At 63.6% G+C, this 22586-nt stretch carries 21 protein-coding genes; 11 read left to right on the forward strand and 10 right to left on the reverse strand.

Going from position 1 to position 22586, the window contains the following annotated elements; genetic code table 11:
- Nucleotides 1–5: 5 nt before the first annotated feature.
- Both alaS and recA read right to left on the reverse strand, forming a co-directional pair.
- On the reverse strand, nt 6–2660 hold the full coding sequence (gene alaS, locus EU803_RS07375) for an alanine--tRNA ligase (RefSeq protein WP_129681277.1): 2655 nt from the start codon (nt 2658–2660) through the stop codon (nt 6–8).
- Nucleotides 2661–2777: 117 nt separating this feature from the next.
- Nucleotides 2778–3848, reverse strand: a complete 1071-nt coding sequence (gene recA / locus EU803_RS07380) for a recombinase RecA (protein WP_129681279.1) — start codon at nt 3846–3848, stop codon at nt 2778–2780.
- 194 nt (nt 3849–4042) lie between these two features.
- On the opposite strand from recA, the gene EU803_RS07385 reads away from it, so the two are divergent.
- The 4 genes from EU803_RS07385 (at nt 4043) to EU803_RS07400 (ending at nt 8437) form a co-directional block, all read left to right on the forward strand.
- A complete protein-coding gene (locus EU803_RS07385) occupies nt 4043–4639 on the forward strand; it encodes a sulfotransferase family 2 domain-containing protein (RefSeq protein WP_129681281.1) in 597 nt (198 codons plus the stop codon).
- A 72-nt stretch (nt 4640–4711) separates the two neighbouring features.
- Nucleotides 4712–5608 (forward strand): glucose-1-phosphate thymidylyltransferase RfbA, encoded by an 897-nt coding sequence (gene rfbA / locus EU803_RS07390; protein WP_129681283.1) that lies wholly within the window; start codon nt 4712–4714, stop codon nt 5606–5608.
- A 2-nt stretch (nt 5609–5610) separates the two neighbouring features.
- Entirely contained in the window at nt 5611–7056 is a 1446-nt protein-coding gene (locus EU803_RS07395) for a mannose-1-phosphate guanylyltransferase/mannose-6-phosphate isomerase (RefSeq protein WP_129681285.1), read from the forward strand.
- 1 nt (nt 7057) lies between these two features.
- Complete coding sequence (locus EU803_RS07400; protein WP_129681287.1) at nt 7058–8437, forward strand: phosphomannomutase; 1380 nt, start codon at nt 7058–7060, stop codon at nt 8435–8437.
- Here the strand turns inward: EU803_RS07400 and EU803_RS07405 are convergent.
- From EU803_RS07405 to EU803_RS07415, 3 genes are read right to left on the reverse strand one after another with little or no spacing between them, the layout of a single operon-like run.
- Nucleotides 8434–9231 (reverse strand): metal ABC transporter permease, encoded by a 798-nt coding sequence (locus tag EU803_RS07405; RefSeq protein ID WP_129681288.1) that lies wholly within the window; start codon nt 9229–9231, stop codon nt 8434–8436. The two genes, EU803_RS07400 and EU803_RS07405, sit on opposite strands and share 4 nt — an antisense overlap.
- On the reverse strand, nt 9228–9980 hold the full coding sequence (locus tag EU803_RS07410) for a metal ABC transporter ATP-binding protein (RefSeq protein WP_129681290.1): 753 nt from the start codon (nt 9978–9980) through the stop codon (nt 9228–9230). Before EU803_RS07410 ends, EU803_RS07405 begins: the two co-directional genes overlap by 4 nt.
- Complete coding sequence (locus EU803_RS07415; RefSeq protein ID WP_129681292.1) at nt 9977–10459, reverse strand: transcriptional repressor; 483 nt, start codon at nt 10457–10459, stop codon at nt 9977–9979. The genes EU803_RS07410 and EU803_RS07415 overlap by 4 nt, the downstream gene beginning before the upstream one ends.
- Nucleotides 10460–10545: 86 nt before the next feature.
- On the opposite strand from EU803_RS07415, the gene EU803_RS07420 reads away from it, so the two are divergent.
- Genes EU803_RS07420 through modC form a run of 4 tightly spaced genes read left to right on the forward strand, consistent with a single transcriptional unit; the run spans nt 10546 to nt 14016 of the window.
- Nucleotides 10546–11466 carry a zinc ABC transporter substrate-binding protein gene (locus EU803_RS07420; protein WP_129681293.1) on the forward strand — a complete coding sequence of 307 codons (921 nt, stop codon included), beginning with the start codon at nt 10546–10548 and terminating at the stop codon, nt 11464–11466.
- 41 nt (nt 11467–11507) lie between these two features.
- Complete coding sequence (modA, locus tag EU803_RS07425; RefSeq protein ID WP_129681295.1) at nt 11508–12260, forward strand: molybdate ABC transporter substrate-binding protein; 753 nt, start codon at nt 11508–11510, stop codon at nt 12258–12260.
- Nucleotides 12257–12952 (forward strand): molybdate ABC transporter permease subunit, encoded by a 696-nt coding sequence (modB, locus tag EU803_RS07430; protein WP_129681297.1) that lies wholly within the window; start codon nt 12257–12259, stop codon nt 12950–12952. The genes modA and modB overlap by 4 nt, the downstream gene beginning before the upstream one ends.
- The gene (gene modC, locus EU803_RS07435; protein ID WP_129681299.1) at nt 12949–14016 is read left to right on the forward strand and encodes a molybdenum ABC transporter ATP-binding protein; all 1068 of its coding nucleotides are present in this window, start codon (nt 12949–12951) and stop codon (nt 14014–14016) included. The genes modB and modC overlap by 4 nt, the downstream gene beginning before the upstream one ends.
- Here modC and aroQ read toward each other — a convergent pair.
- Nucleotides 14013–14450, reverse strand: a complete 438-nt coding sequence (gene aroQ, locus EU803_RS07440) for a type II 3-dehydroquinate dehydratase (RefSeq protein ID WP_129681301.1) — start codon at nt 14448–14450, stop codon at nt 14013–14015. The two genes, modC and aroQ, sit on opposite strands and share 4 nt — an antisense overlap.
- A gap of 329 nt (nt 14451–14779) precedes the next feature.
- Between aroQ and EU803_RS07445 the strand changes: the two genes are divergently transcribed.
- Nucleotides 14780–15277, forward strand: coding sequence for a hypothetical protein (locus EU803_RS07445; protein ID WP_129681303.1), 498 nt, complete (start codon nt 14780–14782; stop codon nt 15275–15277).
- A 139-nt stretch (nt 15278–15416) separates the two neighbouring features.
- A complete protein-coding gene (locus EU803_RS07450) occupies nt 15417–16154 on the forward strand; it encodes a hypothetical protein (RefSeq protein WP_129681305.1) in 738 nt (245 codons plus the stop codon).
- Here the strand turns inward: EU803_RS07450 and EU803_RS07455 are convergent, their stop codons facing one another.
- From EU803_RS07455 to EU803_RS07465, 3 genes are all read right to left on the reverse strand, one after another.
- Nucleotides 16155–16796, reverse strand: a complete 642-nt coding sequence (locus tag EU803_RS07455) for a response regulator transcription factor (RefSeq protein ID WP_129681307.1) — start codon at nt 16794–16796, stop codon at nt 16155–16157.
- Nucleotides 16793–18112 carry a sensor histidine kinase gene (locus EU803_RS07460; RefSeq protein ID WP_165352793.1) on the reverse strand — a complete coding sequence of 440 codons (1320 nt, stop codon included), beginning with the start codon at nt 18110–18112 and terminating at the stop codon, nt 16793–16795. The genes EU803_RS07455 and EU803_RS07460 overlap by 4 nt, the downstream gene beginning before the upstream one ends.
- Nucleotides 18113–18375: 263 nt before the next feature.
- Nucleotides 18376–19749 (reverse strand): alpha-glucosidase/alpha-galactosidase, encoded by a 1374-nt coding sequence (locus tag EU803_RS07465; RefSeq protein WP_129681311.1) that lies wholly within the window; start codon nt 19747–19749, stop codon nt 18376–18378.
- 222 nt (nt 19750–19971) lie between these two features.
- Between EU803_RS07465 and EU803_RS07470 the strand changes: the two genes are divergently transcribed.
- On the forward strand, nt 19972–20895 hold the full coding sequence (locus EU803_RS07470; RefSeq protein ID WP_165352794.1) for a helix-turn-helix domain-containing protein: 924 nt from the start codon (nt 19972–19974) through the stop codon (nt 20893–20895).
- A gap of 382 nt (nt 20896–21277) precedes the next feature.
- On the opposite strand, the gene EU803_RS07475 is transcribed toward EU803_RS07470, so the two are convergent.
- A complete protein-coding gene (locus EU803_RS07475) occupies nt 21278–22432 on the reverse strand; it encodes an ester cyclase (protein ID WP_129681314.1) in 1155 nt (384 codons plus the stop codon).
- Nucleotides 22433–22586 lie beyond the last annotated feature (154 nt).

Below are 22586 nucleotides of genomic sequence, written 5' to 3' on the forward strand. Positions count from 1 at the left end.
GGGGGTCAGAGGCCCGCGATAACCGCCTCTGCCGCCGCAATTGCCGCTTCGGCGTTGTCCACGCTGGCCCCGCCGCCCTGCGCCATGTCGGGACGGCCGCCGCCGCCCTTGCCGCCCAGTTCGCCCACGGCAGCGCGCAGGATATCGACCGCCGACAGACGGTCTGTCAGATCGCCGGTCACACCGGCCGCCACCGCCGCCTTGCCGCCCGCATCGGCGATCAGCAGAACCGCTCCGCTGCCCATCTGGGCCTTCATCTCGTCGATGATGCCCGGCAGGTCCTTGCCCGTCACCCCGGTCAGCACCTGAGCTTTGAACGCGATCCCATTGATTTTCTTGGCAGGTTCCTCGGCCTTGGCACCGCTACCCATGGCAACCTCGCGACGCAGTTGCGCCACTTCATTGGCCAGCGCCTTACGTTCATCCAGCAGCGCCTTGACCCGCTCCACCGCATCAGAAGCAGAGGTTTTCAGCGCCCCGGCCACGGCGGCCAGCGTCGCATCCTGCGCCTTGAGGTGGTCAATCGCGGCCTGCCCGGTCAGCGCCTCGATCCGGCGCACCCCGGCAGAGGAGGCGCTGTCGGCCAGCACCACGAAGGCGCCGATATCGCCGGTTTGGCGCACATGGGTGCCGCCACAAAGTTCGATCGACCAGGTCTGGCCATCCAGCCCCTTGCCGGTCGCGGCCTTGCCCATCGACACCACGCGGACCTCGTCCCCGTATTTCTCGCCGAACAGCGCCTGCGCACCGATGGCGCGGGCGTCATCCGGGGTCATGATCCGGGTGGTGACGGGGCTGTTCTGGCGCACCATCTCGTTCACCCGGGCCTCGACCTCGGCCACTTCGGCGCCGGTCATGCCCTTGCCATGGCTGAAGTCAAACCGCAGCCGGTCGGGCGCGTTCAGTGACCCGCGCTGTGCCACGTGGTCGCCCAGCGTTTCGCGCAGGGCTTCGTGCAGCAGGTGCGTGGCCGAATGGTTGGCGCGAATGGTGGACCGGCGGATGTGGTCAACCTCCAACTCGGCCCCCTGCCCGCGCGCGATCTCGCCCTCGACCACTTCGGCGAAGTGGATAAAGACGCCGGCAGCTTTCTTCGTGTCGGTAACGCGCGCCAGACCGGTTTCGGTCTTCAACGTGCCCATATCGCCGACCTGACCGCCGCTTTCGGCGTAGAACGGGGTCTGGTTGCAGGCGACCTGCACCGTGTCCCCGGCCTTGGCGGTTTCAACCTTGTCGGACCCGGCGACGATGGCCACGATCTGACCCTCGGCCTTTTCGGTGTCATAGCCAAGAAAATCGGTCGTGCCGGATTTGTCGGCCACATCGAACCAGACGGTCGCATCCGCCGCCTCGCCCGACCCGGCCCAGGCTGCGCGGGCCTTGGCCTTTTGCTCGGCCATGGCAGAATCAAAGCCGTCCACATCCACCGACAGGCCCTTTTCGCGCAGAGCGTCCTGCGTCAGGTCCAGCGGGAAGCCGTAGGTGTCATAAAGCTTGAACGCAGAGGCGCCGGGCAGCGCGGACCCTTCGGCCATGTCGCGGGTTTCGTCTTCCAGCAGCTTCAGGCCGCGGTCCAAGGTGCTGCGGAACCGGTTTTCCTCGCCCATGAAGGTCTCTTCGATGGTGGACTGGCGTTCGCGCAGTTCCGGGTAATGGCCACCCATCTGTTTCACCAGTTCGGGAACCAGCTTGTGCATGACCGGGTCTTTGGCACCCAGAAGATGGGCGTGGCGCATCGCGCGGCGCATGATCCGGCGCAGCACATAACCCCGCCCTTCGTTCGACGGCAGCACCCCTTCGGCAATCAGGAAAGAGGTCGACCGCAGGTGGTCGGCGATCACGCGGTGGTGCACGTTGCCTTCTCCGTCCGGGTCCACGCTGGTGGCATGGGCGGACGCCTCGATCAGGGCGCGCATCAGGTCGGTGTCATAGTTGTCGTGCTTGCCCTGCAAAAGCGCGCCGATCCGTTCCAGCCCCATGCCGGTGTCGATCGACTGCATGTCGAGGGGGCGCATGGTGCCGTCCTCGAACTGCTCGTTCTGCATGAACACGACGTTCCAGATTTCGATGAACCGGTCGCCGTCCTCTTCCGGGCTGCCCGGAGGGCCGCCCCAGATGTGGTCGCCGTGGTCATAGAAGATCTCGGTGCAGGGGCCGCAGGGGCCGGTCGGCCCCATCTGCCAGAAGTTGTCCGAGGTAGCGATGCGGATGATCCGGTCTTCCGGCACGCCGACCTTTTTCCAGATCTCCACCGCCTCGTCATCGGTGTGGTAGACCGTGGTCAGCAGGCGTGTTTTGTCGATCCCGAAATCGCGGGTCAGCAATTCCCAGGCAAAGGGGATCGCCTCGGTCTTGAAATAGTCGCCAAAGCTGAAGTTCCCCAGCATTTCGAAAAAGGTATGGTGACGCGCGGTATAGCCGACGTTGTCCAGATCGTTGTGCTTACCCCCGGCGCGAACGCATTTCTGCGCCGTCGTCGCGCGGACATAGTCGCGCTTTTCCAGCCCAGTGAACAGGTTCTTGAACTGAACCATGCCCGAGTTGGTGAACATCAGCGTCGGGTCGTTGCGCGGCACCAGCGGGGAGGAGGCCACGACCTCGTGCCCCTGCCGGCGGAAATAATCGAGGAAGGTGGAGCGGATATCGGCGAGACTGGTCATGGCCCTGCATCTTTCTGTCTGGTCGGGCGTCAAATACCCCCCCTGCCCGCCACGGTAAAGCAGGAATGAAAAAGGGGCGGCCAAAGCCGCCCCCGAACCATCCTTCAGACGCTGATCCTAGTCTTCGACAAGCTCTTCGGCGTCATTGTCATCCATGTGGAAGTCCAGCCCGTGCGCGGCGCGGATCTTGTCCTCGATCTCGATCGCCATGCCGGTGTTTTCGCGCAGGAACTGCTTGGCGTTCTCGCGCCCCTGCCCGATCCGCTCGTCCCCGTAGGAGAACCAACTGCCGGACTTCTCGACCACGCCGGCCTTGACCCCAAGATCCAGAAGCTCGCCGGTCTTGGAGATGCCTTCGCCATACATGATGTCGAATTCAACCTGCTTGAACGGCGGCGCGACCTTGTTCTTGACCACCTTCACGCGGGTGGTGTTGCCCACGACCTCGTCCCGATCCTTGATCGCGCCAATCCGACGGATGTCCAGACGGACGGAGGCATAGAATTTGAGCGCGTTGCCGCCGGTGGTGGTTTCGGGGCTGCCGAACATGACGCCGATTTTCATCCGGATCTGGTTGATGAAGATCACCATGCAGTTCGACCGCGAGATGGAACCAGTCAGCTTGCGCATGGCCTGGCTCATCAGGCGGGCGTGGACGCCAACGCTGCTATCGCCCATGTCACCTTCAAGTTCCGATTTCGGGGTCAGGGCCGCGACCGAGTCGACCACAACCATGCTGACCGCGCCGGAGCGTACCAGCGTATCGACAATTTCCAACGCCTGTTCGCCGGTGTCGGGCTGCGAAATCAGCAGCTCGTCCAGGTTGACGCCCAGTTTCTTGGCATATTGCGGGTCAAGCGCGTGTTCGGCATCGACAAAGGCGCAGACGCCGCCCTTTTTCTGTTCTTCGGCCACCGCATGCAGGGTCAGCGTCGTCTTGCCCGAGGATTCCGGCCCGTAGATCTCGACGATGCGGCCCTTGGGCAGGCCACCGATGCCAAGCGCGATATCGAGGCCCAGAGAGCCGGTCGAGGTCGACTCGATCTCGGCCACGGGATTGTCCGCCCCAAGCCGCATGATCGACCCTTTACCGAACTGCCGTTCGATCTGGGCCAGAGCCGAATCCAGGGCTTTCTGTTTGTCCGCTGTGCGCTTGTCATTCATGTTGAAAAGTTCTGCCATTGCCATCTTTGCCATCCTTATTCCACACCCCGTTGAGGGCGGCAATCTCTGCTTTGTTCGCCTCTTGTTCTCAAGGTTAATGAGATCAAAAGAAGAACATTTCAAGAAAAATCTTACAAACACACCTTTTTGGATGAGTGGTTAAGGAGTAGTTTACGAAGCAACGAGAACAATAAATTCAGGCAATACAGGGCAGTCTCATGTTGGTTTTCTGGAGCGAGCGGCTGGTTTTTCTGGCCGTGCCCAAGACCGGAACAACGGCAATCGAAGGGGCGCTGGCGCCGCGTGCATCACTGGTGCTGCGCGATCCCCCGATTCTCAAGCACAGCCCGGTCTACCGTTACCGCCGGTTCATCCAGCCGCTTCTGAAGAAAGGAGCGGATGTGGAGTTCGAGACGCTTGCCGTGATCCGCAACCCCATCGACTGGCTGGACAGCTGGTATCGGTATCGGCATCGCGACGATCTGGAAGGTCATCCGAATTCCACCCGCGGCGTGAGTTTCGATGATTTCGTCGATGAATACGCCAAGGGAAAGCCTGCACCATTCGCCGCCGTCGGGTCGCAGGCGAAATTCGTTTGCGGCGACAGCGGCCAGATCCTTGTCGACCATCTGTTCCAATACGAACAGCAGGACAAACTGATCGCGTTTCTTGAGGATCGCCTGTCGACGGTGATCGACCTGAACCGGCTGAACGTTTCGCCCAAGGTCGACACCACCCTGTCGGAGCGGACCGAGGCAAAGCTGCGCCGCAAATGCGCCGCTGAATTCGACGTATGGGAGGCCGCGCGCAGGTGATGACAGGGTTTCCATAACTTTGCCTGATTTTGCGGGCAGACAGGTAAAAAACGAGCAGTACATGGTTAACAAATGACGCCCATTCGTCCCCATTCCACGCGCCGCAAGGGCATCATCCTTGCTGGCGGGTCGGGCACGCGGTTGTATCCGATCACCCAAGGCGTGTCGAAGCAGCTTCTGCCGATTTATGACAAGCCGATGGTCTATTACCCGCTCTCGGTGCTGATGCTGGCGGGCATTCGCGACATCGCGGTGATCACCACGCCGCAGGATCAGGACCAGTTCCGCCGCACCCTTGGGGATGGCAGCCAATGGGGCATTTCGCTGACCTATATCGAGCAGCCCTCGCCCGACGGGCTGGCCCAGGCTTACCTTCTCGCGGCGGCGTTTCTGGATGGCGCGCCCTCGGCCATGGTCTTGGGGGATAACATCTTTTTCGGCCACGGGTTGCCCAAGATCCTTGCCGCCGCCGACCAGAGCGCCGCCGCGGCGACGGTTTTCGGCTACCGCGTGGCGGACCCGGAACGCTATGGCGTGGTAGCCTTCGACGGCGCCGGGACGGTGACCTCGATCATCGAAAAACCCGCCGTGCCGCCGTCGAATTACGCGGTCACCGGGCTCTATTTCCTCGACGGAACGGCGCCGGAACGGGCGGCACGGGTCCGGCCCTCGGCCCGGGGCGAGCTGGAGATCACGACGCTTCTGGAAAGCTACCTGGCGGAGGGGGCGCTGGATGTGCAGCGGATGGGGCGCGGCTATGCCTGGCTCGACACCGGGACGCACGCGAGCCTGCTGGACGCGGGAAACTTCGTGCGGACGCTGCAGGACCGGCAGGGGCTGCAAACCGGAAGCCCCGACGAGGTCGCCTTCGACATGGGCTGGATCAGCCGCGAGGACCTGACCGCACGGGCCGCACGGTTCGGCAAAAACGGATACGGCGCCTATCTCGGCGGGTTGGCGGGGGAATAGCGATGACACAGGTTGTCCCGGTCATTCTGTGCGGCGGGTCGGGCACGCGGCTTTGGCCCATGTCCCGGCAAAGCCGACCCAAGCAATTCGCGGCCATGACATCGGACAAGTCGCTGTTTCAGGAAACCGCGCTGCGGCTGTCGGGGCAAAATGGCGTCGATTTTGCGGCCCCCCTGATCCTGACCAACGCCGATTTTCGCTTTGTCGTGGGCGAACAATTGCAGGAGGTGGGGATTGCCCCCGCCGATGTGCTGATCGAACCCGAAGGGCGCAATACCGCCCCCGCGATCCTGTCCGCCGCCCTGCGGGTGGCCGACAGCGACGCCGATGTCCTGTTGCTGATTGCGCCGTCAGATCACCATATCCCCGACACCGACGCCTTCCGGGCCGCCGTTCAGGCCGGAATCGCCCCGGCACTGAACGGGCGGATCGTCACCTTCGGGATTGCCCCCACGCGGGCCGAAACCGGCTTTGGCTATCTGGAACTGGCCAGCCCGCCGGACGGATCAGGCGCCCCCCTGCCCCTTGACCGCTTTGTCGAAAAACCGGATGCGGCCCGCGCCGAACAGATGCTGGCCGGGGGGCGGCATCTGTGGAACGCCGGCATCTTCCTTTCCTCCGTCCGGACCCTTCTGGACGCCTTCGACGCCCACGCGCCCGAGATCGTGGGACCAGTGCGGGCCGCACTGAATGAAGGGCGCGAAGACCTTGATTTCTTCCGCCTTGCCCCCGGCCCCTGGGCCGAGTTGCCCAATGCCTCTGTCGATTACGCGGTTATGGAAAAGGCGGGCAATCTGACGGTGGTGCCCTATGCCGGGCTTTGGTCCGATCTGGGCGGCTGGCAGGCGGTGCACGACCTTGCCGAACAGGACGATGCCGGGCTGGCCACGCTGGGCGATGTGACGGCGCTGGATTGCCGCGACAGCCTGTTGCGCAGCGAAGACGGCGGCCCGGCCCTTGTCGGGATCGGCCTGGACAACATCGTGGCGGTCGCCATGCGCGACGCGGTTCTTGTGGCCGAGAAATCCCGCGCACAGGAGGTGAAAGAGGCCGTCGCCGCCCTAAAAGCCAAGGAGGTGAAGGCCGCGACCTGTTTCACGATCGACCATCGCCCATGGGGCCATTTCGAAACGCTGGTCTTGGCCGACCGGTTTCAGGTCAAACGGATCGTGGTGAAGCCGGGCGCGGCCCTGTCGCTGCAAAGCCACGTGCACCGGGCCGAACACTGGATCGTGGTGCAGGGCACCGCCAAGGTGACCGTGGGCGACGATTGCCGCCTGCTGTCGGAGAACGAAAGCGTCTATATCCCGCTGGGCGCGGTTCACCGGCTGGAAAATCCCGGCAAGCTGCCGATGACCCTGATCGAGGTGCAGACCGGCGCCTATCTGGGCGAGGATGACATCATCCGCTACGAAGACGCCTACGCCCGCAGGACCGGGGGCCAATAGGGTGCCGCCCAAGTTTGGCACAAGCGGGCTGCGCGGGCTGGTGACAGAGCTGACCCCGGAACTGGTTGCCGACTATACCCGCGCCTTCCTTGCCGCCTGCGACGCCGGGACCGGCCTGTGCATCGGGCGGGACCTGCGCCCCTCCTCCCCCGATATCGCCGCTATTGTGGCGCGGGCTGCGGCGGCAACGGGATTGCCCGTCACCGATTGCGGTGCCCTGCCCACCCCCGCGCTGGCCCAATGGGCGATGGGCCAGGGCCAAAGCGCGATCATGGTGACCGGCAGCCATATCCCCGCGGACCGCAACGGGCTGAAATTCTACACCCCCGCAGGCGAGATAACGAAGCGGGACGAGGCCGCCATTCTCGCGGCCCTTGGGCAACCGGCGGGTCAGCGTGTCGCGCAGATTGCACCCAACGATGCGGCAACGATGGCCTATCGCGCCAGATATGTGAACGGGTTTGGCCCCATCCTGCACGGTGCGCGGATCGGCCTTTATGCCCATTCAGCAGTGGGCCGCGATGTCCTTGCCGATATCCTGACCGATCTTGGTGCCGCTGTGGTCGTGATCGACCCCTCCGACAAATTCATCCCCGTCGATACCGAAGCGGTCGATCCCGCATTGCGTGCCCGCCTGCCTGATTTGTGTGCCGACCACGCCCTTGATGCGCTGGTGTCGACCGATGGGGACAGCGACCGGCCGTTTGTGGCCGACGCGGCGGGGCAGATCGTGCCGGGGGACATCCTTGGCCAGATCTGCGTGGCCGCACTTGGGGCCGACACGGTGGTGACGCCAGTGTCGTCGAACAGCAGCCTCGAGGCGCTTGTTCTGGCCACAAGGGTGATCCGCACTCGGATCGGGTCCCCCTACGTCATAGACGGAATGCAGCAGGCCGGTGGCCAGGTGGTCGGGTATGAGGCCAATGGCGGGTTCCTGCTGGGGTTTGACTGGACTGGACCTGAGGGCGGCGTTTTGGCCGCCTTGCCCACGCGGGACGCGGTGCTGCCGATCCTGATCCCGCTGTGGCAAGCCCGCCTACAGGGTGCGCCCCTGTCGGCCCTTGTCGCCGCGCATCGGCTGCGTGTCACGGCCACCGACCGCCTGCCCGACATCCCGACCGACCAATCCGCCCGGTGGATCGCTTCATTGACCGGGGACAGCGCCGCGCGGGCGGCATTCCTGCCTGCGCTGTCAGGGGCGTGGCTGGATCTGACAGACGGGCTGCGAATGCATCTGGACGACGGGCGGGTGCTGCATCTGCGCCCCTCGGGCAACGCGCCGGAACTGCGGGTGTTGATCGAAGCGCCCGATGCCGAACAGGCACGGGCCTTTATGGACGATGTTTTGCCACGGGTCCGGGCTGCGGTATCCCGCGCCTAGCCGCGCCGCCCCATGGTCACGATCGACGCCATCAGGAAGACAGCCGCCGCAACGCAAACAATGGTCGGCCCGGTGGGCGTGTCGAACAGGTAGGACAGTTGCAGCCCGGCCAGCGCCGACCCTGCCCCGATGCCCGCCGCGATCAGCGCCATCCGTTCGGGCGTCGCGGCAAAGGGCCGGGCCGCGGCAGCCGGGATCAGCAGAAGCGCGGCGATCAGCAGCACGCCGACAACCTTGATGGCGACCGCCACGACCAGCGCTAGCGCAACGGTCAGCGCCAGTTGTTCCCGCTTCGGGTCGATCCCGGCGGCATAGGCCAGATCGGGTGACAGCGTGGCGGTCAGGATCGCTGACCAGCGCCACCACAGCAGCCCCAGAACCACCGCAACCCCGCCCCAGATCACCACAAGGTCGACCCGCCCCACCGCAAGGATATCGCCGAACAAATAGGCCATCAGGTCGATCCGCACCCCTTGAAGAAACGATACAGCGACCAGCCCGATGGCCAGCGCCGAATGGGCCATGACCCCCAAAAGCGTATCCATCGCATAGCCGCGCCCGGACAGGGTCGACACCGTCGCCGCCATCAAAAGCGCCACCACCAATGCGCCGCCGAAGACCGATGTATTCAGTGCCAGCGCCAGCGCGACCCCGAGGATCGAGGCATGGGCGGTCGCATCCCCGAAATAGGCCATCCGCCGCCAAACGATCAGACACCCCAGCGGGGCCGCCGCCAGTGCCACCCCGACACCGGCAAGCGCCGCGCGGATCAGGAAACTGTCCAAAAACGTCATTCCGCCGCCCCGTGATGATCGTGGTGATGATGGTGGTCGTGGTCATGCCCATGATCATGGTCGTGCCGATAGAGCGCCAGCGCCCCGCCGGTGCCGGAGCCAAAGAGGGCGCGGTATTCTTCCGCCTGGGCCACGTGTTCCGGCGCCCCTTCGCAGCAGATATGGCCGTTCAGGCAGATCACCCGGTCGGACGCGGCCATAACCACATGCAATTCATGACTGACCATCAGGACGGCGCAGCCGATGTCCTGCCGGACGGTTTCGATCTGCCGGTAGAAGGCGGCCGATCCGGGCTGGTCCAGCCCCTGAGTTGCCTCGTCCAGGATCAGAAGGTCCGGGTTGGTCAGAAGCGCCCGCGCCAGCAGGACGCGCTGGAACTGCCCGCCCGACAGGTCCGCCATCTGGTGTGACAGCCGTGCGTCCAGCCCGGCGTGGCGCAGCGCGTCGCGGGCGGCGTCCCGGCTCACCCGGCGCGGCAGGTTCAGGAACCGTTCGACCGTCAGCGGCAGGGTCGGGTCGATGTGCAGCTTTTGCGGGACATAGCCCACCTTCAGCCCCGGCGCGGCGATCACCTGCCCCGAGGTCGGGCTGACCGCCCCGATGATCGCCCGTAGAAGCGTGGATTTGCCCGACCCGTTCGGCCCGACGATGGTCACGATCTCGCCCCGGTCAATTGCAAAATCCACATGCGACAGGACGGTATGACCGCCAAAGCGGACCCCAAGACCCCGGGTTTCAATCAGGCTCATGCGCCTCTTCCTTCGGCGCAGTTGGGGCACAGCCCCTCGGCCTCGACCACGGTGCGTTCGATGGTGAACCCGGCCTGCGCCGCCGCCTCGCCCAGACGGCCACGTTCCAGTCGAATCTCGGCCTCTGCCACCGACCCGCAGGCGCGGCAGATCAGGAAGGCCGGGGCGTGATCCTCGGTCATATGGGAACAGGCGACAAAGGCGTTCAGCCGCTCGATCTTATGGGCGAACCCGTTCGAGACGAGGAAATCCAGCGCCCGGTAGGCGACGGGCGGCTGCGAGCCAAGCCCCTCTTCCCGAAGCACCTCAAGGATATCATAGGCCCCCATCGCGCGATGCCCGGCCAGAAGAATCTCAAGCACGCGGCGCCGCACAGGCGTGAATTGCAGGCCCGCGGATGCGCATTGCGCCTCGGCCTGCGCGACCCCTGCGGCGATGCAGCTGCGGTGGTCGTGGCGATCAAAGGCAAGCGTATCCATGGGCGATCTCTGCGTTTCCGGGTTGCGATGAAATAACGTAACATCTATATCGGGCGCAACTGTTATATCATAACACCGAGAGACCCATGCGCACCCTGTCCCTTGCCCTCGCCCTGTCTGCCGCCCCTGCCCTAGCCGATGTTCCGAATGTCGTGGCCGATATCGGGCCGGTTCAGGGGCTTGCCGCGCGGGTGATGGACGGCGTTGGCGCCCCTGACGTGCTGATCCGCGCAGGGTCCAGCCCCCACAGCTATGCGCTGCGCCCGTCCGAGGCCGCCGCACTGGAACGGGCCGATGTAGTGTTCTGGGTCGGCCACGGGCTGACCCCCTGGCTGGAAGAACCGGTCGCGCAGCTGGCCGGGGCCGCAGCGATCGTCGAACTGTCGCAGGTCGCGGGGACCGTCCGACTGCCCTTCCGCGAGATCGCGGAAGAGGATGACCATGGCGATCACGAGGACCACGACGAAGACCATGACGGGCACGACCACGCCGGCGAAGACCCGCACCTGTGGCTTACCCCCGACAACGCCGCCCTGTGGCTGGATGTGATCGCGGCAGAGCTTTCGCGGATCGACCCGGACAATGCAGCCACTTACCGGGCGAATGCCGATGCGGGCCGGGCGGAAATCGCGGCGGCCCTGACCGGGGCGCGCGCGGCGCTCGCCCCGCTGACGGATCGCCCATACCTCGTGTTCCATGATGCCTATCAGTATTTCGAAGGTCCGGTTGGCCTTGCCCCTGTCGCGGCCCTTGCCCTGCCCGACGCCAGCGCGCCATCGGCGGCGCGTCTGGCCGAGGTTCGGGACACGGTCATCGACACCGGCGTGGTGTGCGCTTTCGCCGAACCGCAGTTCAATACCGATCTTCTGGAAACCGCCATCGAAGGCACCGGCGCGCAGATCGGGGTTCTGGACCCGCTGGGCAGCGACATTCCCGCAGGCCCCGGTTTTTACCCGGCTTTCCTTGATCGGCTGGCCAGTGACATGGCCGCCTGCCTGCGCCAATAGGGTGCTTGCCTCTGCCCCCGGCCTTGACGGATAGTCGCGCCATGTTGCGCGCCGCTGTCCTGTTCTCCTGCCTTCTGACCCTGCCCGTCCCGGCGCAGGCCGACCGGGTGACGATTTTTGCGGCGGCCAGCCTGAAGACCGCGCTGGATGCCATCGAACCGGGAGCAGAGGCGGCAACGGGCCACGACCTGATCCTTGTCTACGCGGGCACCTCGGCGCTGGCCCGGCAGATCGCCTATGGCGCGCCCGCCGATATTTTCATCTCGGCCAACCCCGACTGGATGGACGACCTGTCTGAACGGGGCCTGATCCGGAACGACACGCGGACCGATCTGCTGGGCAACCGTATTGTCCTGATCGGGCATGGGCCGGGGGCGACGGTGGATATGGCGGACGCCGCGGCGGTCCGGTCGCTGCTGGGGTCCGAGCGGATTGCAATGGCCTTTGTCGATGCGGTTCCGGCCGGCATCTACGGCAAGAACGCCCTGCAAGACCTTGGACTATGGGACGAGATCGCCGCGCAGGTGGTCCAGACCGACAACGTCCGCGCCGCACTTGCCCTCGTCGCGCGGGGCGAGGCGCGGTTTGGCGTGACCTATGCCACCGATGCAGTGGCCGACCCCTCTGTGACGGTTCTTGGCACCTTTCCCGAAGACAGCCATCCGCCGATCACCTACCCCATCGCCGCCCTGACAACCGGGGCCGCCGACGTGGTTCTGTCCTATCTCGCCGGGCCAGAGGCCGGGGCGATCTTTGCCCAACAGGGCTTCACCCGGCCAGAGGCGTCCCGATGACCGGCTGGCTCGGACCCGAGGAATGGCAGGCGGTCGCCCTGTCGCTGAAAGTGGCCTCCTGGGCGACGCTCTGGTCGCTTCCGCTGGCGGTGCTTGCGGCCCAGGCGCTGGCGCGCTGGTCCTTCCCCGGCAAGACCCTCTTGAACGGGATCGTCCACCTGCCGCTGATCCTGCCGCCGGTGGTCACGGGCTATCTGCTCTTGCTGACCTTTGGCACACAGGGGCCGGTCGGCGGCGCGTTGCAGGCAATCGGTATCAGTTTCGCCTTCCGGTGGACCGGGGCGGCACTGGCTGCCGGGATCATGGCCTTTCCCCTGATGGTCCGGGCGATCCGCCTGTCGATCGAGGCGGTGGACCCGAAACTGGAGCAGGCAGCGGGCACCTTGGGGGCCTCGCGCCCTTGGGTCTTTGCCACGGTCACCCTGCCCCTGATCCTGCCGGGTATCCTTGCCGGCAGTATTCTGGCCTTCGCCAAGGCGATGGGTGAATTTGGCGCTACGATCACCTTCGTGTCGAATATCCCCGGCCAGACCCAGACCCTGCCTTCGGCCATCTATGCTTTCCTTCAGGTGCCGGGCGGCGAATCCTCGGCATTGCGGCTGGTCATTGTCGCGGTGGTGGTGGCCATGGCGGCGCTGATCGGGTCCGAGGTTCTGTCACGCCGGATTGCCGCGCGGGTGGGTGGCCGATGACAATCTCTGTGTCTATCCAGCACAAGGCGGGTGGTTTCGACCTTGATGTCAGCTTTGATGCCCCGCCCGGCCTGACGGTTCTGTTCGGCCCGTCGGGGGCCGGGAAATCGACCGTGGTGAACGCCGTTGCCGGGCTGTTGCGGCCCGACGCGGGGCGGATATCGGTGGCGGGTCGGGCGCTGGTCGACCGTGGCGCGGGGCTGTGCCTGCCGCCGCACCGGCGCCGCGTGGGCTATGTGTTTCAAGACGGGCGCCTGTTCCCGCACCTGACCGTCCGGCAAAACCTGACCTATGGCCGCTGGTTCGCACCGAAGCCCGCAACGGGACCGGGATTTGACGATGTGGTCGAGATGTTGGGCATCGGCCCGCTGCTGGATCGGCGCCCCGGCGCGCTGTCAGGGGGCGAGGCGCAGCGCGTCGCCATTGGTCGCGCACTGCTGTCTGGCCCCGATATCCTCTTGGCCGACGAGCCGCTGGCCGCGTTGGACGAGGCCCGCAAGGCAGAGATCCTGCCCTATTTCGAACGGCTGCGGGATGCGGCGACGGTTCCGATCCTTTATGTCAGCCATTCCCCGGCCGAGGTGGCGCGGCTGGCCACAACCGTGGTCGCCATCGAAAAAGGCCGGGTCACACGGATTGGCCCGGCGGCAGAGGTTCTGGGCGATCCCGGCGTGACGCCGATGGGCGCGCGGGCGGCGGGTGCGGTCCTGTCGGCCACGATCCACGCCCAGCACGATGATGGGCTGACCGAGTTGGACGCGGGCGAACAAAAGATCCTGTTGCCACGGATCGACCGCCCGCTGGGGGCAGCCGTGCGTGTCCATATCGAAGCACAGGACGTGATGATCGCCACCGAACGCCCAAGGGGCATATCGGCCCTGAACGTGCTGCCCGTGACGGTCCGCGACATCCGCATTGGCACCGGCCCGGGGGCCATCGTGCAACTGGCGGCGGGGCCAAACCTGATCCTGTCGCGGGTCACGCGCCGGTCGGTGCAGACGCTTGGCCTACACGAAGGTCAACAGGTCTTTGCGGTGTTGAAGGCGGTGTCGGTCGCGCCCTAGCCCAGAAGCCGCGCCATATGGCGCAGGGCCAGCTCGTAGCCATGCACGCCAAAACCCGCCATCACCGCGTCGGCCCGCAGGCTGACAAAGGATTTGTGGCGGAATTCTTCACGCTTGTGGACCTGGCTGATGTGCACCTCGATCACCGGGCCGTCATAGGCGTTCAGCGCATCCAGAACGGCGATGGAATAATGGGTCAGTGCAGCGGGGTTGATGATGATCCCGGCGGCCTTGTCACGCCCTTCGTGAATCCAGTCGACAATCTGGCCTTCGTGGTTCGACTGCCGAAAATCGACGTGCACCTCCAATTCCCCGGCCAACGTGGTGCAGGACCGCGCGACATCGTCAAGCGTATCGTTCCCGTAAACTTCGGGCTGGCGTTTGCCCAGAAGGTTCAGGTTGGGGCCGTTCAGGACAAATATAGTCTGTGTCATCGTGGTATGAGCCGAACTGAGGATGGTCTAAGCGATCTCTGGCATCATATCTGGCGCTCGGCAAGGCAAGTGGCCCCGACCGGGCTGGATGCCGCCCGGGTGTTGCGAATTGGCAGGACGACGCGGATGCGTTGGCCCCTGTCGCCACGACCACTGAACCTGCAAATAGCACGCTCTGACCGATACGGCGGCAATTTTGGACGCACACCTCGGACCATGGTCTGAGGCTGGCCTGCCAAACGGCCTGATCTTGGGCCGCCCTTCCTCCGTCGTGCGACTCGTCCGGATCAGACAGGTTCGTGTCATCAAATAGAACAAGGAGTTATCTGATGACCTTCACCAAACCCGCAATGACAGCCATTTCCGCCGTCGCCCTGTCCCTGTCGTCCTTTTGCCTGACCCTGCCCGCGCAGGCGGCCAGCGTCGCGATGCCCGGCGTCACTGCCTCGCTCGATGGTGGCGACATGCTGATCGAAGTCCGCCAAGGCCGGTCCGGCACCGGTGTCCGTGGCCGCGACCGGGATCGCGACGACGATGACTCCGGCCGGGGTCGTGGCCGGGGCCGTGGCGGCGACGATGACTCGTCCTCGGGCCGCGACCGTCCGCGTATTCCGGGCGGGTCGGGCTGTGATGATCCCGAGGATATGTTGGAACATCCCGAGTGCCTCGTGACCGGGGACGGAACCGCGGAAGGCGGCGACGACAACGGCGGTGGTGGCGAGGTCGAGGACGAGTCCGGTTCGGGCCGTGATCGTCCGCGCATCCCCGGCGGGTCGGGCTGCGACGATCCCGAAGACCTGCTCGAACATCCCGAGTGCAGCATCTGATCCAATCGTGCCCGGGATTGACACCCTCCCGGGCACAGCCCGCCGGGACCCTTCCCCATTCCCCCGGCGGACAGGGCGCGGGCCGATCGTCGGACCAAGGTCCGGTGCGATCGGCCCGCGAATCCGTTAGGATTGATTAATGACCCCTCAACGCGCCAACTTCCTTAAAACCGCAAACTGGATGCGCCACCTGGCGCTGGGGCTGCTCCTTGCCGCCGCTCCGTTTGGCATGGTTGCTGGCCCCGGCGGTCCGTCGTTCTTTTCCATGACGGCCCAAGCCGCGACGCCTGCAAAGGGGGGCGTCCAGCATTCCAAGGATGAGATCGACGACGAGGAAGATGACGACGACAGCGGACGGGGCCGTGGCCGAGGCAGGGGCCGGGGGGGCGACGACGACCGCGAAGACGAGGACGATATTGACGACGACGATGCCGCGCCGACGAGTCCGAACCCAAACACCGACGGCACAACGACCCAAAATGGGTCCGACGACGTTCTGAGAGTTGAGGTGCTGTCCAACGGCATCATCGTGCATTTCACGGACGGCAGCCGCGAACAGATCATCAATGGGGTCTATTCGCGGATCAGCCCAAGCGGGATGACCCTCCAAACACACCGCGCCAGCGGCGCCGATATCGTCAGGATACGAACGCTGGCAGCCGGCCACCGCAGCCAAGCGCCCACAAGTGCGCCGCCGGCGCATCCGGTGCGGATCGTCCTTGGCCGCAATTATGTCAGCGTCGAGTATTCAAACGGCTGGACCGAGGTTGTGGAGAATGGGCAATACCGAATGGTCGACAGTTTCGGGGCCGCGATCCTGGCCCGACCGGCCGGTCAGGCCGATCTCGACAGGCTGCGCGCGCTGGCCGGTCAATAATCAATCCTGATCCCGCCAGGCCTCATGCGCGATAATTGCGGCCTCGACCCTATTGCGCGCGTGCAGCTTCGACAGGATCTCGGTCATGTAGTGTTTGACCGTCTTTTCCTGAAGCGAAAGACCTTCGGCAATTTCCCGGTTCGACATGCCCTTGGCGACACGGCGCAGAATATCCTCTTCGCGTTTGGACAGGGTGTCGATCGGGTTCGGTTCCGCGACCTTGGCGGCCTGCATCAGTTTCAGCACCTGCGCGGCCAGCGACGGCGTGATATGCGCCTCGCCCTTTGCAATGCGTTTCAGGACGCGGCGCAGCTCTTCCGCCGACACGCCCTTCAGGACATAGCCGGTGACCCCGGCATTCAGCGCTGCCATCACGTCACTGTCGTCCTCGGACACGGTCAGCATAGCAACCTGTGCGGCCGTTCCGGCGGCACGGATGGCCCGTGCGGCCTGAATCCCGCCCCCCGGCATGGACAGGTCAAGCAGCGCGACATCCGGCTGCATCTCCTTTGCCAGCCGGATTGCGTCCTCCGCTGTCTCTCCGACACCGACTACCTCGAATTCGCCTGTCTCCTCGATACTGGCGACAAGTCCATCGCGAAAGATCGGGTGATCGTCCGCCAGAATGACGCGAAGTGTCATGACGTTTCCTCGCTTTGAAGGGTGAGGGTTACGGTTGTCCCTGCCCCCCGGTTGCTTTCAACGGTTACGGCCCCACCAATGCTTTCGGCGCGGTCAATCAGCCCCATCAGGCCCTGCCCGCCATCCTGCCGCAGCGTCATGGCACCCTCTTTGTCAAACCCTGCCCCGTCATCCTGCACTGCAACATGTACGGCCGACTGGTCGCTTCTGACATGCACCTTGACCCGCGCGCTTCCCGAATGGCGTGCCGCATTCGACAGGGTTTCCTGCAAGAACCGATAGACGCAAAGCTTGCGCGCATAATCGAACCCATCGTTGACCGGCGGGCGGCCCGTCAGGTCAACCTCTGTTCCGGTCCGTTTGCGATGTTCCTGCACAGCGCGTTCGATGACCGTGGCAAGATCGATCTGGTCAAGATCAGGAAGCGCGAGCCCCCGTGAAATCGCCCGCAATTCCTGCATCGAGGCTTCCAGGGCGCCGCGCACGGCCTGCGCGTCCGCGCCGGATTTCTGGTCATCGTTCAGCAGCGAATCCAGCCGCAGCGAGGCCAGAGCAAGATGTTGGGCCGGGCCGTCATGCAGATCCCCGCCGATCTGCCGGACCCAGCGTTCGGTCTGTGCCACCGCGCGTGACGATGCCGAGACGACCCGCATCCGCAGCGCGGCGTTCTGCGCCGAAATCCGCTTGGTTTCCGCCAGTTGCGTTTCCAACATGCGCCGCTGACGGTCGATTGTCCGCCCGCCGGCCACGACGATCCCGAACAGGGCCAGTCCACTTGCCAGAAAGGCCGAGCCCACCACCAGCCAACTGCGCAATCGCGCCTCGGCAAGGTCGGCGGCCAGCACCGTGCCGTTCTGGTAGAATTCGACTACCGCGACCACCTCGCCGGTAAAGTAGGCATGAACCGGCGAATAGACCTCAAGCAACGGAATACCCAAGGCTGCCTCGCGCGCGTCCTCGTCATCCCCGTGATCTTCGTATGAGGCGGCGACCGTTCCGGTCCAGGCCAGTTTCAGATCGTCGGACTCCTCGAACACCTGTCCCACGATGTCCGGGTCCGACGCCATGATGACCTCGCCGCCGGCCCGCCAGATCTTGTAGGACACGACGTTTTCGGCCGCGGCGGGGCTTGAAAACAATTCGGCCAGCGCCTGCTGCGCCGGACGCGACAGCGGCTGCGCCGTGCCAAATTCGTCTGCCAAGGGCGCGACGAAGGTTTCCACATAATCGGCCGCGGCGGATGCACTGCTTTGCACGACCCCCTGTTCAACCCGCGAGGACACCCAAAGTCCGACAATCGTTGCCGTAACGGTCATAACCACCGTCCCGGCCAGCACAAATTGCACTGGCAGTGTCAGCCTGCCCCATCCGGCAGCTATCTTGGTGGCGCCTGTCATGGGGCGACAGTAGCGATCCTGCAAAGCAATGCCACGGACTTTGGTCGGACGCTGCGCCAACACAAGCAACGTTTTGCGCGATGTTCGGCTGCGGCGGGCTGTCCCGCCATGCGGCGGACCTCTGGGGCCGTTTCGATGACGATTGCCGCCGATCCGGCCCGGATGCCGTGGCGGTTACAGGATCATGCCACCCTCATCTTGGGCGCGCCGGACAACCAGGATGGCAACCAGTCGCCGTGCGCCTCGATCAGGGCATCCACCAGCGCCCAAATCTGGTCGAGGTCCAGTTCGGCGCCTGTATGGGGGTCCATCATGGCGGCGTGGTAGATATGCTCGCGGTTTTCTGTCAGCAGCGCCTGAACGGTCAGTTCCTGCACGTTGATGTTGGACCGCATGATTGCGGTCAGCTGCGGCGGCAGGCTGTCCACACGGGTCGGCTGAATACCGTTGCGGTCCACAAGGCAGGGCACTTCGACCGCGCAACCATTGGGCAGGTCGGGGATATAGCCCGCGTTCGCGACGTTGCCGTAGATCACGCTCGGCGTGCCAGTCCAGACCGAATTCATGATCTCCGACGCATATTCTACCGAATTGGGCACCTCGATCTTGTCAGAGGTCTTGAACTCCTCAAGGCGGTCCTGCCAGCTTGCGATCTGTTCGACACAGCGTTTGGGATATTCATCCAGCGGGATACCGAAACGTTCGATAAGGTCCTCGCGGCCAGACTTGATGAACCAAGGCACGTATTCCGCGAAATGCTCTGAACTTTCGGTCGCAAAATAGCCCAGCCGCTTCATCATCTCGTAGCGGACCTTGTTCGGGCAGCGCGGGTTCCAGCTGCTTTCGGGGCGCGGATAGATACCATCGGCATAGCCCTTTTGAAGCCGTGGATAGAGATCGCGATAGCTGCCGTCCTCCATGATCTCTTCGAATCGAAGGAAATAGGCAACGTGGTTGATCCCCGCCGACAGGTAGCGGATTTTCGAGACCGGGATCTGCAGGTCCGAGGCCAGTTCCGCCGCCGTATGCTGCACCGAATGACACAGGCCCACCTGTTTGATCTTGGGGAACTTCTCGGCAATCGCCCATGTGTTGATCGCCATCGGGTTCACATATTGCAGCATCAGCGCGTCCGGGCAGACCGCCATCATGTCTTCGCAGATGGACCACAGATGCGGGACGGTGCGCAGACCGCGCATGATACCGCCGATGCCCAGCGTGTCGGCAATGGTCTGGCGAAGTCCGAATTCCTTCGGAATTTCGAAGTCGGTCACGGTGCAGGGTTCGTATCCCCCGATCTGGAACGCCACGACGACGAAATCCGCCCCCTCCAGCGCCTCGCGCTGATTGGTGTGCAGCGAATGGGTGGCAGGCACATCCAGCGACGACACCAGCTTTTGCAGAACGATCTCGCTCTCGCTCAGCCGCTGTTGGTTGATGTCCATCAGGGCGATATGCGCGCCCTTCAGGGCCTCGCGTTGAAGAACATCCCCAATGATGTTGGTCATAAACACGGTCGAGCCGGCGCCGATAAAGGTAATCTTGGGTCCGTTCATGAGAGCACTCTTTTGATGTTGCGTGTTGCGTCGGACAAGCCGACCGGAATGGGATCCGGGGCAAGGCTTGGAACAAGTCGATCAAACCTTGACACTTTCGCCATTCTACGGCTTCCGGTTTCCGATGATATTTTTCCGGTTTTTGGTGCAATGGTCCGAGTGGTTGTGCTAGCCACGGGCGCATCAGACCAAAGTGGTCATGCTTCTTCCGGACGTTCAGATATGAAACGCAGCCGCAAATCCATCGACGATATCGTCCCGTTTTCCGACTCCGTCGATCTGACGAGGGTTCCACTCGCGAACAGCTTCCTGATCGAGCGTCACAAGCCCGCGCTGTTCGATACCCCCTTCCACCACCACACCTCCGTCGAGATCAACTATCTCCAGGGCTGCAGCATGGATTACTCCTTTTCCGGTGCGACGGCAGAGCTTCGACCCGACAGGATCGTCGTCTTCTGGGGAGCATTACCACATACTGTGACCCGCGTGTCAGGCGATGGGCGGATAACAAACATCTATCTGTCGTTGGGTCAGTTCGTTCGCTGGGGGCTGCCGTCGCACATGGTAAAGGCGGTGCTGTCAGGCGATGTGATCTGCTCTACGGGGCAAGATGCGATGGATGCCTTGTTGATGGATCGGATCTACCGCGAAAGGGAACGGTCCGATCCCTCTTGGCGGCGCATGCATCTTGCGGAACTCGACTCCCGTCTCAGACGGCTGGCGCTGGAGGGTTGGACAACCTTGCTGGCCGCGCCGCGCAACGACGTGGACTTCAAGGCGCGGTCACAAGAGATGCGCCATGTGGAAAATATGCTGAGCTTCATCTCGGAGAATTTCTCGATCCCGATTTCGGTCGATGATATCGCCGCGGCTGCCAATCTTTCCCCTGCCCGTGCGGGACAGATTTTCCGCAAGATAATGACCGTCGGCATCAAGAAGCACCTCACCCGTACACGGATGTCACATGCCCGGATGCTCTTGATCGAGACGGAGGCAAAGATCTCGGCCGTTGCACTGGACAGCGGCTTTGCATCCCTCTCGGCGTTCTATGAAGCCTTCGTGAAAGAGAACGGTGTGGCCCCTGCAAAGTTCCGAAGCCAGTCCCACCGCAGCAATCCCTTTCATGCATTTCGGGCCCAGCCCTAGGGTCAGGGCCCGTAGATTCCTGCATGACGGCATGATCCACGGTTCGAACACCGGCGTTATCCATGCCCGAACTATTCTGGCCAAACCAATAGGCTGACGGCGCGTCTTGAGCGGCATTAACTTCTGCAAGGGTAATGGTTTGGACCTGATGCACCCGCCACCAATGGCCCGCACAAGAAGCACCACGCGGCATCAGAAACGCACCTGACTGCGGGCCAAACGGATTCCGTCCGGCCCGCGCGATCAGGTGCAGTATGTCGAATTATCGCGCCGCTTCAGTAGACACGCGGTCCGCGACAGGCTGACATTCGCAAGTGCGCCATGCGCCAAGTGGCTGGCCGCCACGCCAATGATGGCCCGGGGCCGTGGGGACTGCGTCAGATCATGCGTCGTCTGTAAGAACCACGCTCCCCTTATCGGCCATCTGGGCGAGTTTGATCTGCATCAGCAGGGACATCTCGTCAATGCAGGTCCATTCGTCCACGACTTTGTCGTCCTTGATGTGGAAATGACTCATGCCCATGACCTGCAGGCGTTTGCCTGTCGGTGCGCCCAGTTCCTCGAAGACACCCCAACCAAGGTGGTGCCCTTCGATGATCCAGCGCACAGCAACCTTGGTGCCACCCTCGTCACAGGGGCAGGAACAGATGTGCTGAGGCATATAGAACCCGTCAGGGATCGTGGCATAAAGGCCGACCGTCTGATGCGTAACCGCCCCATGGCCGTAAAGCTCTTTCATCAGCGGTCCGTGATACTGAACCGTCGGCGCGTAGACATCACGGATCTTGCCGAACATACGGCGGTTGTGGATTTCGTGCAGCCACCGCAGGACGCTTTCTTCCAGCGGTGTGTTGGCAATCGACGTGTCGCACTCGGTTTCTGGCGGGTACTGTCCGATCATGCGGCGGTTCTCGCCCATGTCGACGGCCAGAAGACCCTTCTCGAAATAGGGTTTGGCAAGGTTCTCGGCGTAGGCTTGCGGGTCAAGGCCAATCTGTTTGACCTGCGCCATGCTGTCGACCACAAGCCATTCGCGGTAGATCATGTTTTCATAGATCATGCAGTCCGCAATGGTGCGGGCAACGAAGGTGCGGCCCGTTGGTTTGCCATAGATGCCGGGCTGGGAATGGCGACCTGCACCGGTCACCAGATGTGAAGTGTAGAACCCGTCGTCTTCGTTGCCGTTCCAGATCACCTGGGTGGCCATGCCACGCCGTTCGGGCAGCATGAACATACGCTTGATCGTGTCGTGGACGACTTCCTCGCGGCTGTAGATTGTCCCGGTCGCGCCATAGACCACGCAGTTATGGGTATAGTGCGTGTAGATCAGCCCAACATCGCGCTCGTCCCAGATCCGGTGGGTGCAGCGGACGATATAATCCACGATGTCGGTGTAGATCGGGTCGAAGCCACGCATAGGTTGGACACGGTCGCGATCTGTGGGGACCATATCTAAGAAATCGCGGCGCTCTGACTGGAGCACCTTGCCAGACGCCTTCTTACCATTGCCCTGTTCGTTTGGTGTCTCGCGCGCCATCCTTACCTCCGTCGTGGATGAATTCGTTCCGGCTAGAAAATGCAGATCGTGCAAACGATTGCAAGTGCTTTAATCATCGTCTTTTGCCTGACTCATTCACTTCGATCAGGCGCGTCGCCGTGTCACCACAGGCCCTACCGACGCAAAAGTCATG

It is taken from the genome of Loktanella sp. IMCC34160 (assembly GCF_004145845.1).
In the GTDB taxonomy this organism is placed as follows: domain Bacteria; phylum Pseudomonadota; class Alphaproteobacteria; order Rhodobacterales; family Rhodobacteraceae; genus SELP01.

Bases quoted from the DNA above. Each gene is read 5' to 3' on its own strand.
- alaS (WP_129681277.1), bottom strand. From the start codon at position 2,660: ATGACCAGTCTCGCCGATATCCGCTCCACCTTCCTCGATTATTTCCGC.
- recA (WP_129681279.1), bottom strand. From the start codon at position 3,848: ATGGCAATGGCAGAACTTTTCAACATGAATGACAAGCGCACAGCGGAC.
- EU803_RS07385 (WP_129681281.1), top strand. From the start codon at position 4,043: ATGTTGGTTTTCTGGAGCGAGCGGCTGGTTTTTCTGGCCGTGCCCAAG.
- rfbA (WP_129681283.1), top strand. From the start codon at position 4,712: ATGACGCCCATTCGTCCCCATTCCACGCGCCGCAAGGGCATCATCCTT.
- EU803_RS07395 (WP_129681285.1), top strand. From the start codon at position 5,611: ATGACACAGGTTGTCCCGGTCATTCTGTGCGGCGGGTCGGGCACGCGG.
- EU803_RS07405 (WP_129681288.1), bottom strand. From the start codon at position 9,231: ATGACGTTTTTGGACAGTTTCCTGATCCGCGCGGCGCTTGCCGGTGTC.
- EU803_RS07410 (WP_129681290.1), bottom strand. From the start codon at position 9,980: ATGAGCCTGATTGAAACCCGGGGTCTTGGGGTCCGCTTTGGCGGTCAT.
- EU803_RS07415 (WP_129681292.1), bottom strand. From the start codon at position 10,459: ATGGATACGCTTGCCTTTGATCGCCACGACCACCGCAGCTGCATCGCC.
- EU803_RS07420 (WP_129681293.1), top strand. From the start codon at position 10,546: ATGCGCACCCTGTCCCTTGCCCTCGCCCTGTCTGCCGCCCCTGCCCTA.
- modA (WP_129681295.1), top strand. From the start codon at position 11,508: ATGTTGCGCGCCGCTGTCCTGTTCTCCTGCCTTCTGACCCTGCCCGTC.
- modB (WP_129681297.1), top strand. From the start codon at position 12,257: ATGACCGGCTGGCTCGGACCCGAGGAATGGCAGGCGGTCGCCCTGTCG.
- modC (WP_129681299.1), top strand. From the start codon at position 12,949: ATGACAATCTCTGTGTCTATCCAGCACAAGGCGGGTGGTTTCGACCTT.
- aroQ (WP_129681301.1), bottom strand. From the start codon at position 14,450: ATGACACAGACTATATTTGTCCTGAACGGCCCCAACCTGAACCTTCTG.
- EU803_RS07445 (WP_129681303.1), top strand. From the start codon at position 14,780: ATGACCTTCACCAAACCCGCAATGACAGCCATTTCCGCCGTCGCCCTG.
- EU803_RS07450 (WP_129681305.1), top strand. From the start codon at position 15,417: ATGACCCCTCAACGCGCCAACTTCCTTAAAACCGCAAACTGGATGCGC.
- EU803_RS07455 (WP_129681307.1), bottom strand. From the start codon at position 16,796: ATGACACTTCGCGTCATTCTGGCGGACGATCACCCGATCTTTCGCGAT.
- EU803_RS07460 (WP_165352793.1), bottom strand. From the start codon at position 18,112: ATGACCGTTACGGCAACGATTGTCGGACTTTGGGTGTCCTCGCGGGTT.
- EU803_RS07465 (WP_129681311.1), bottom strand. From the start codon at position 19,749: ATGAACGGACCCAAGATTACCTTTATCGGCGCCGGCTCGACCGTGTTT.
- EU803_RS07470 (WP_165352794.1), top strand. From the start codon at position 19,972: ATGAAACGCAGCCGCAAATCCATCGACGATATCGTCCCGTTTTCCGAC.
- EU803_RS07475 (WP_129681314.1), bottom strand. From the start codon at position 22,432: ATGGCGCGCGAGACACCAAACGAACAGGGCAATGGTAAGAAGGCGTCT.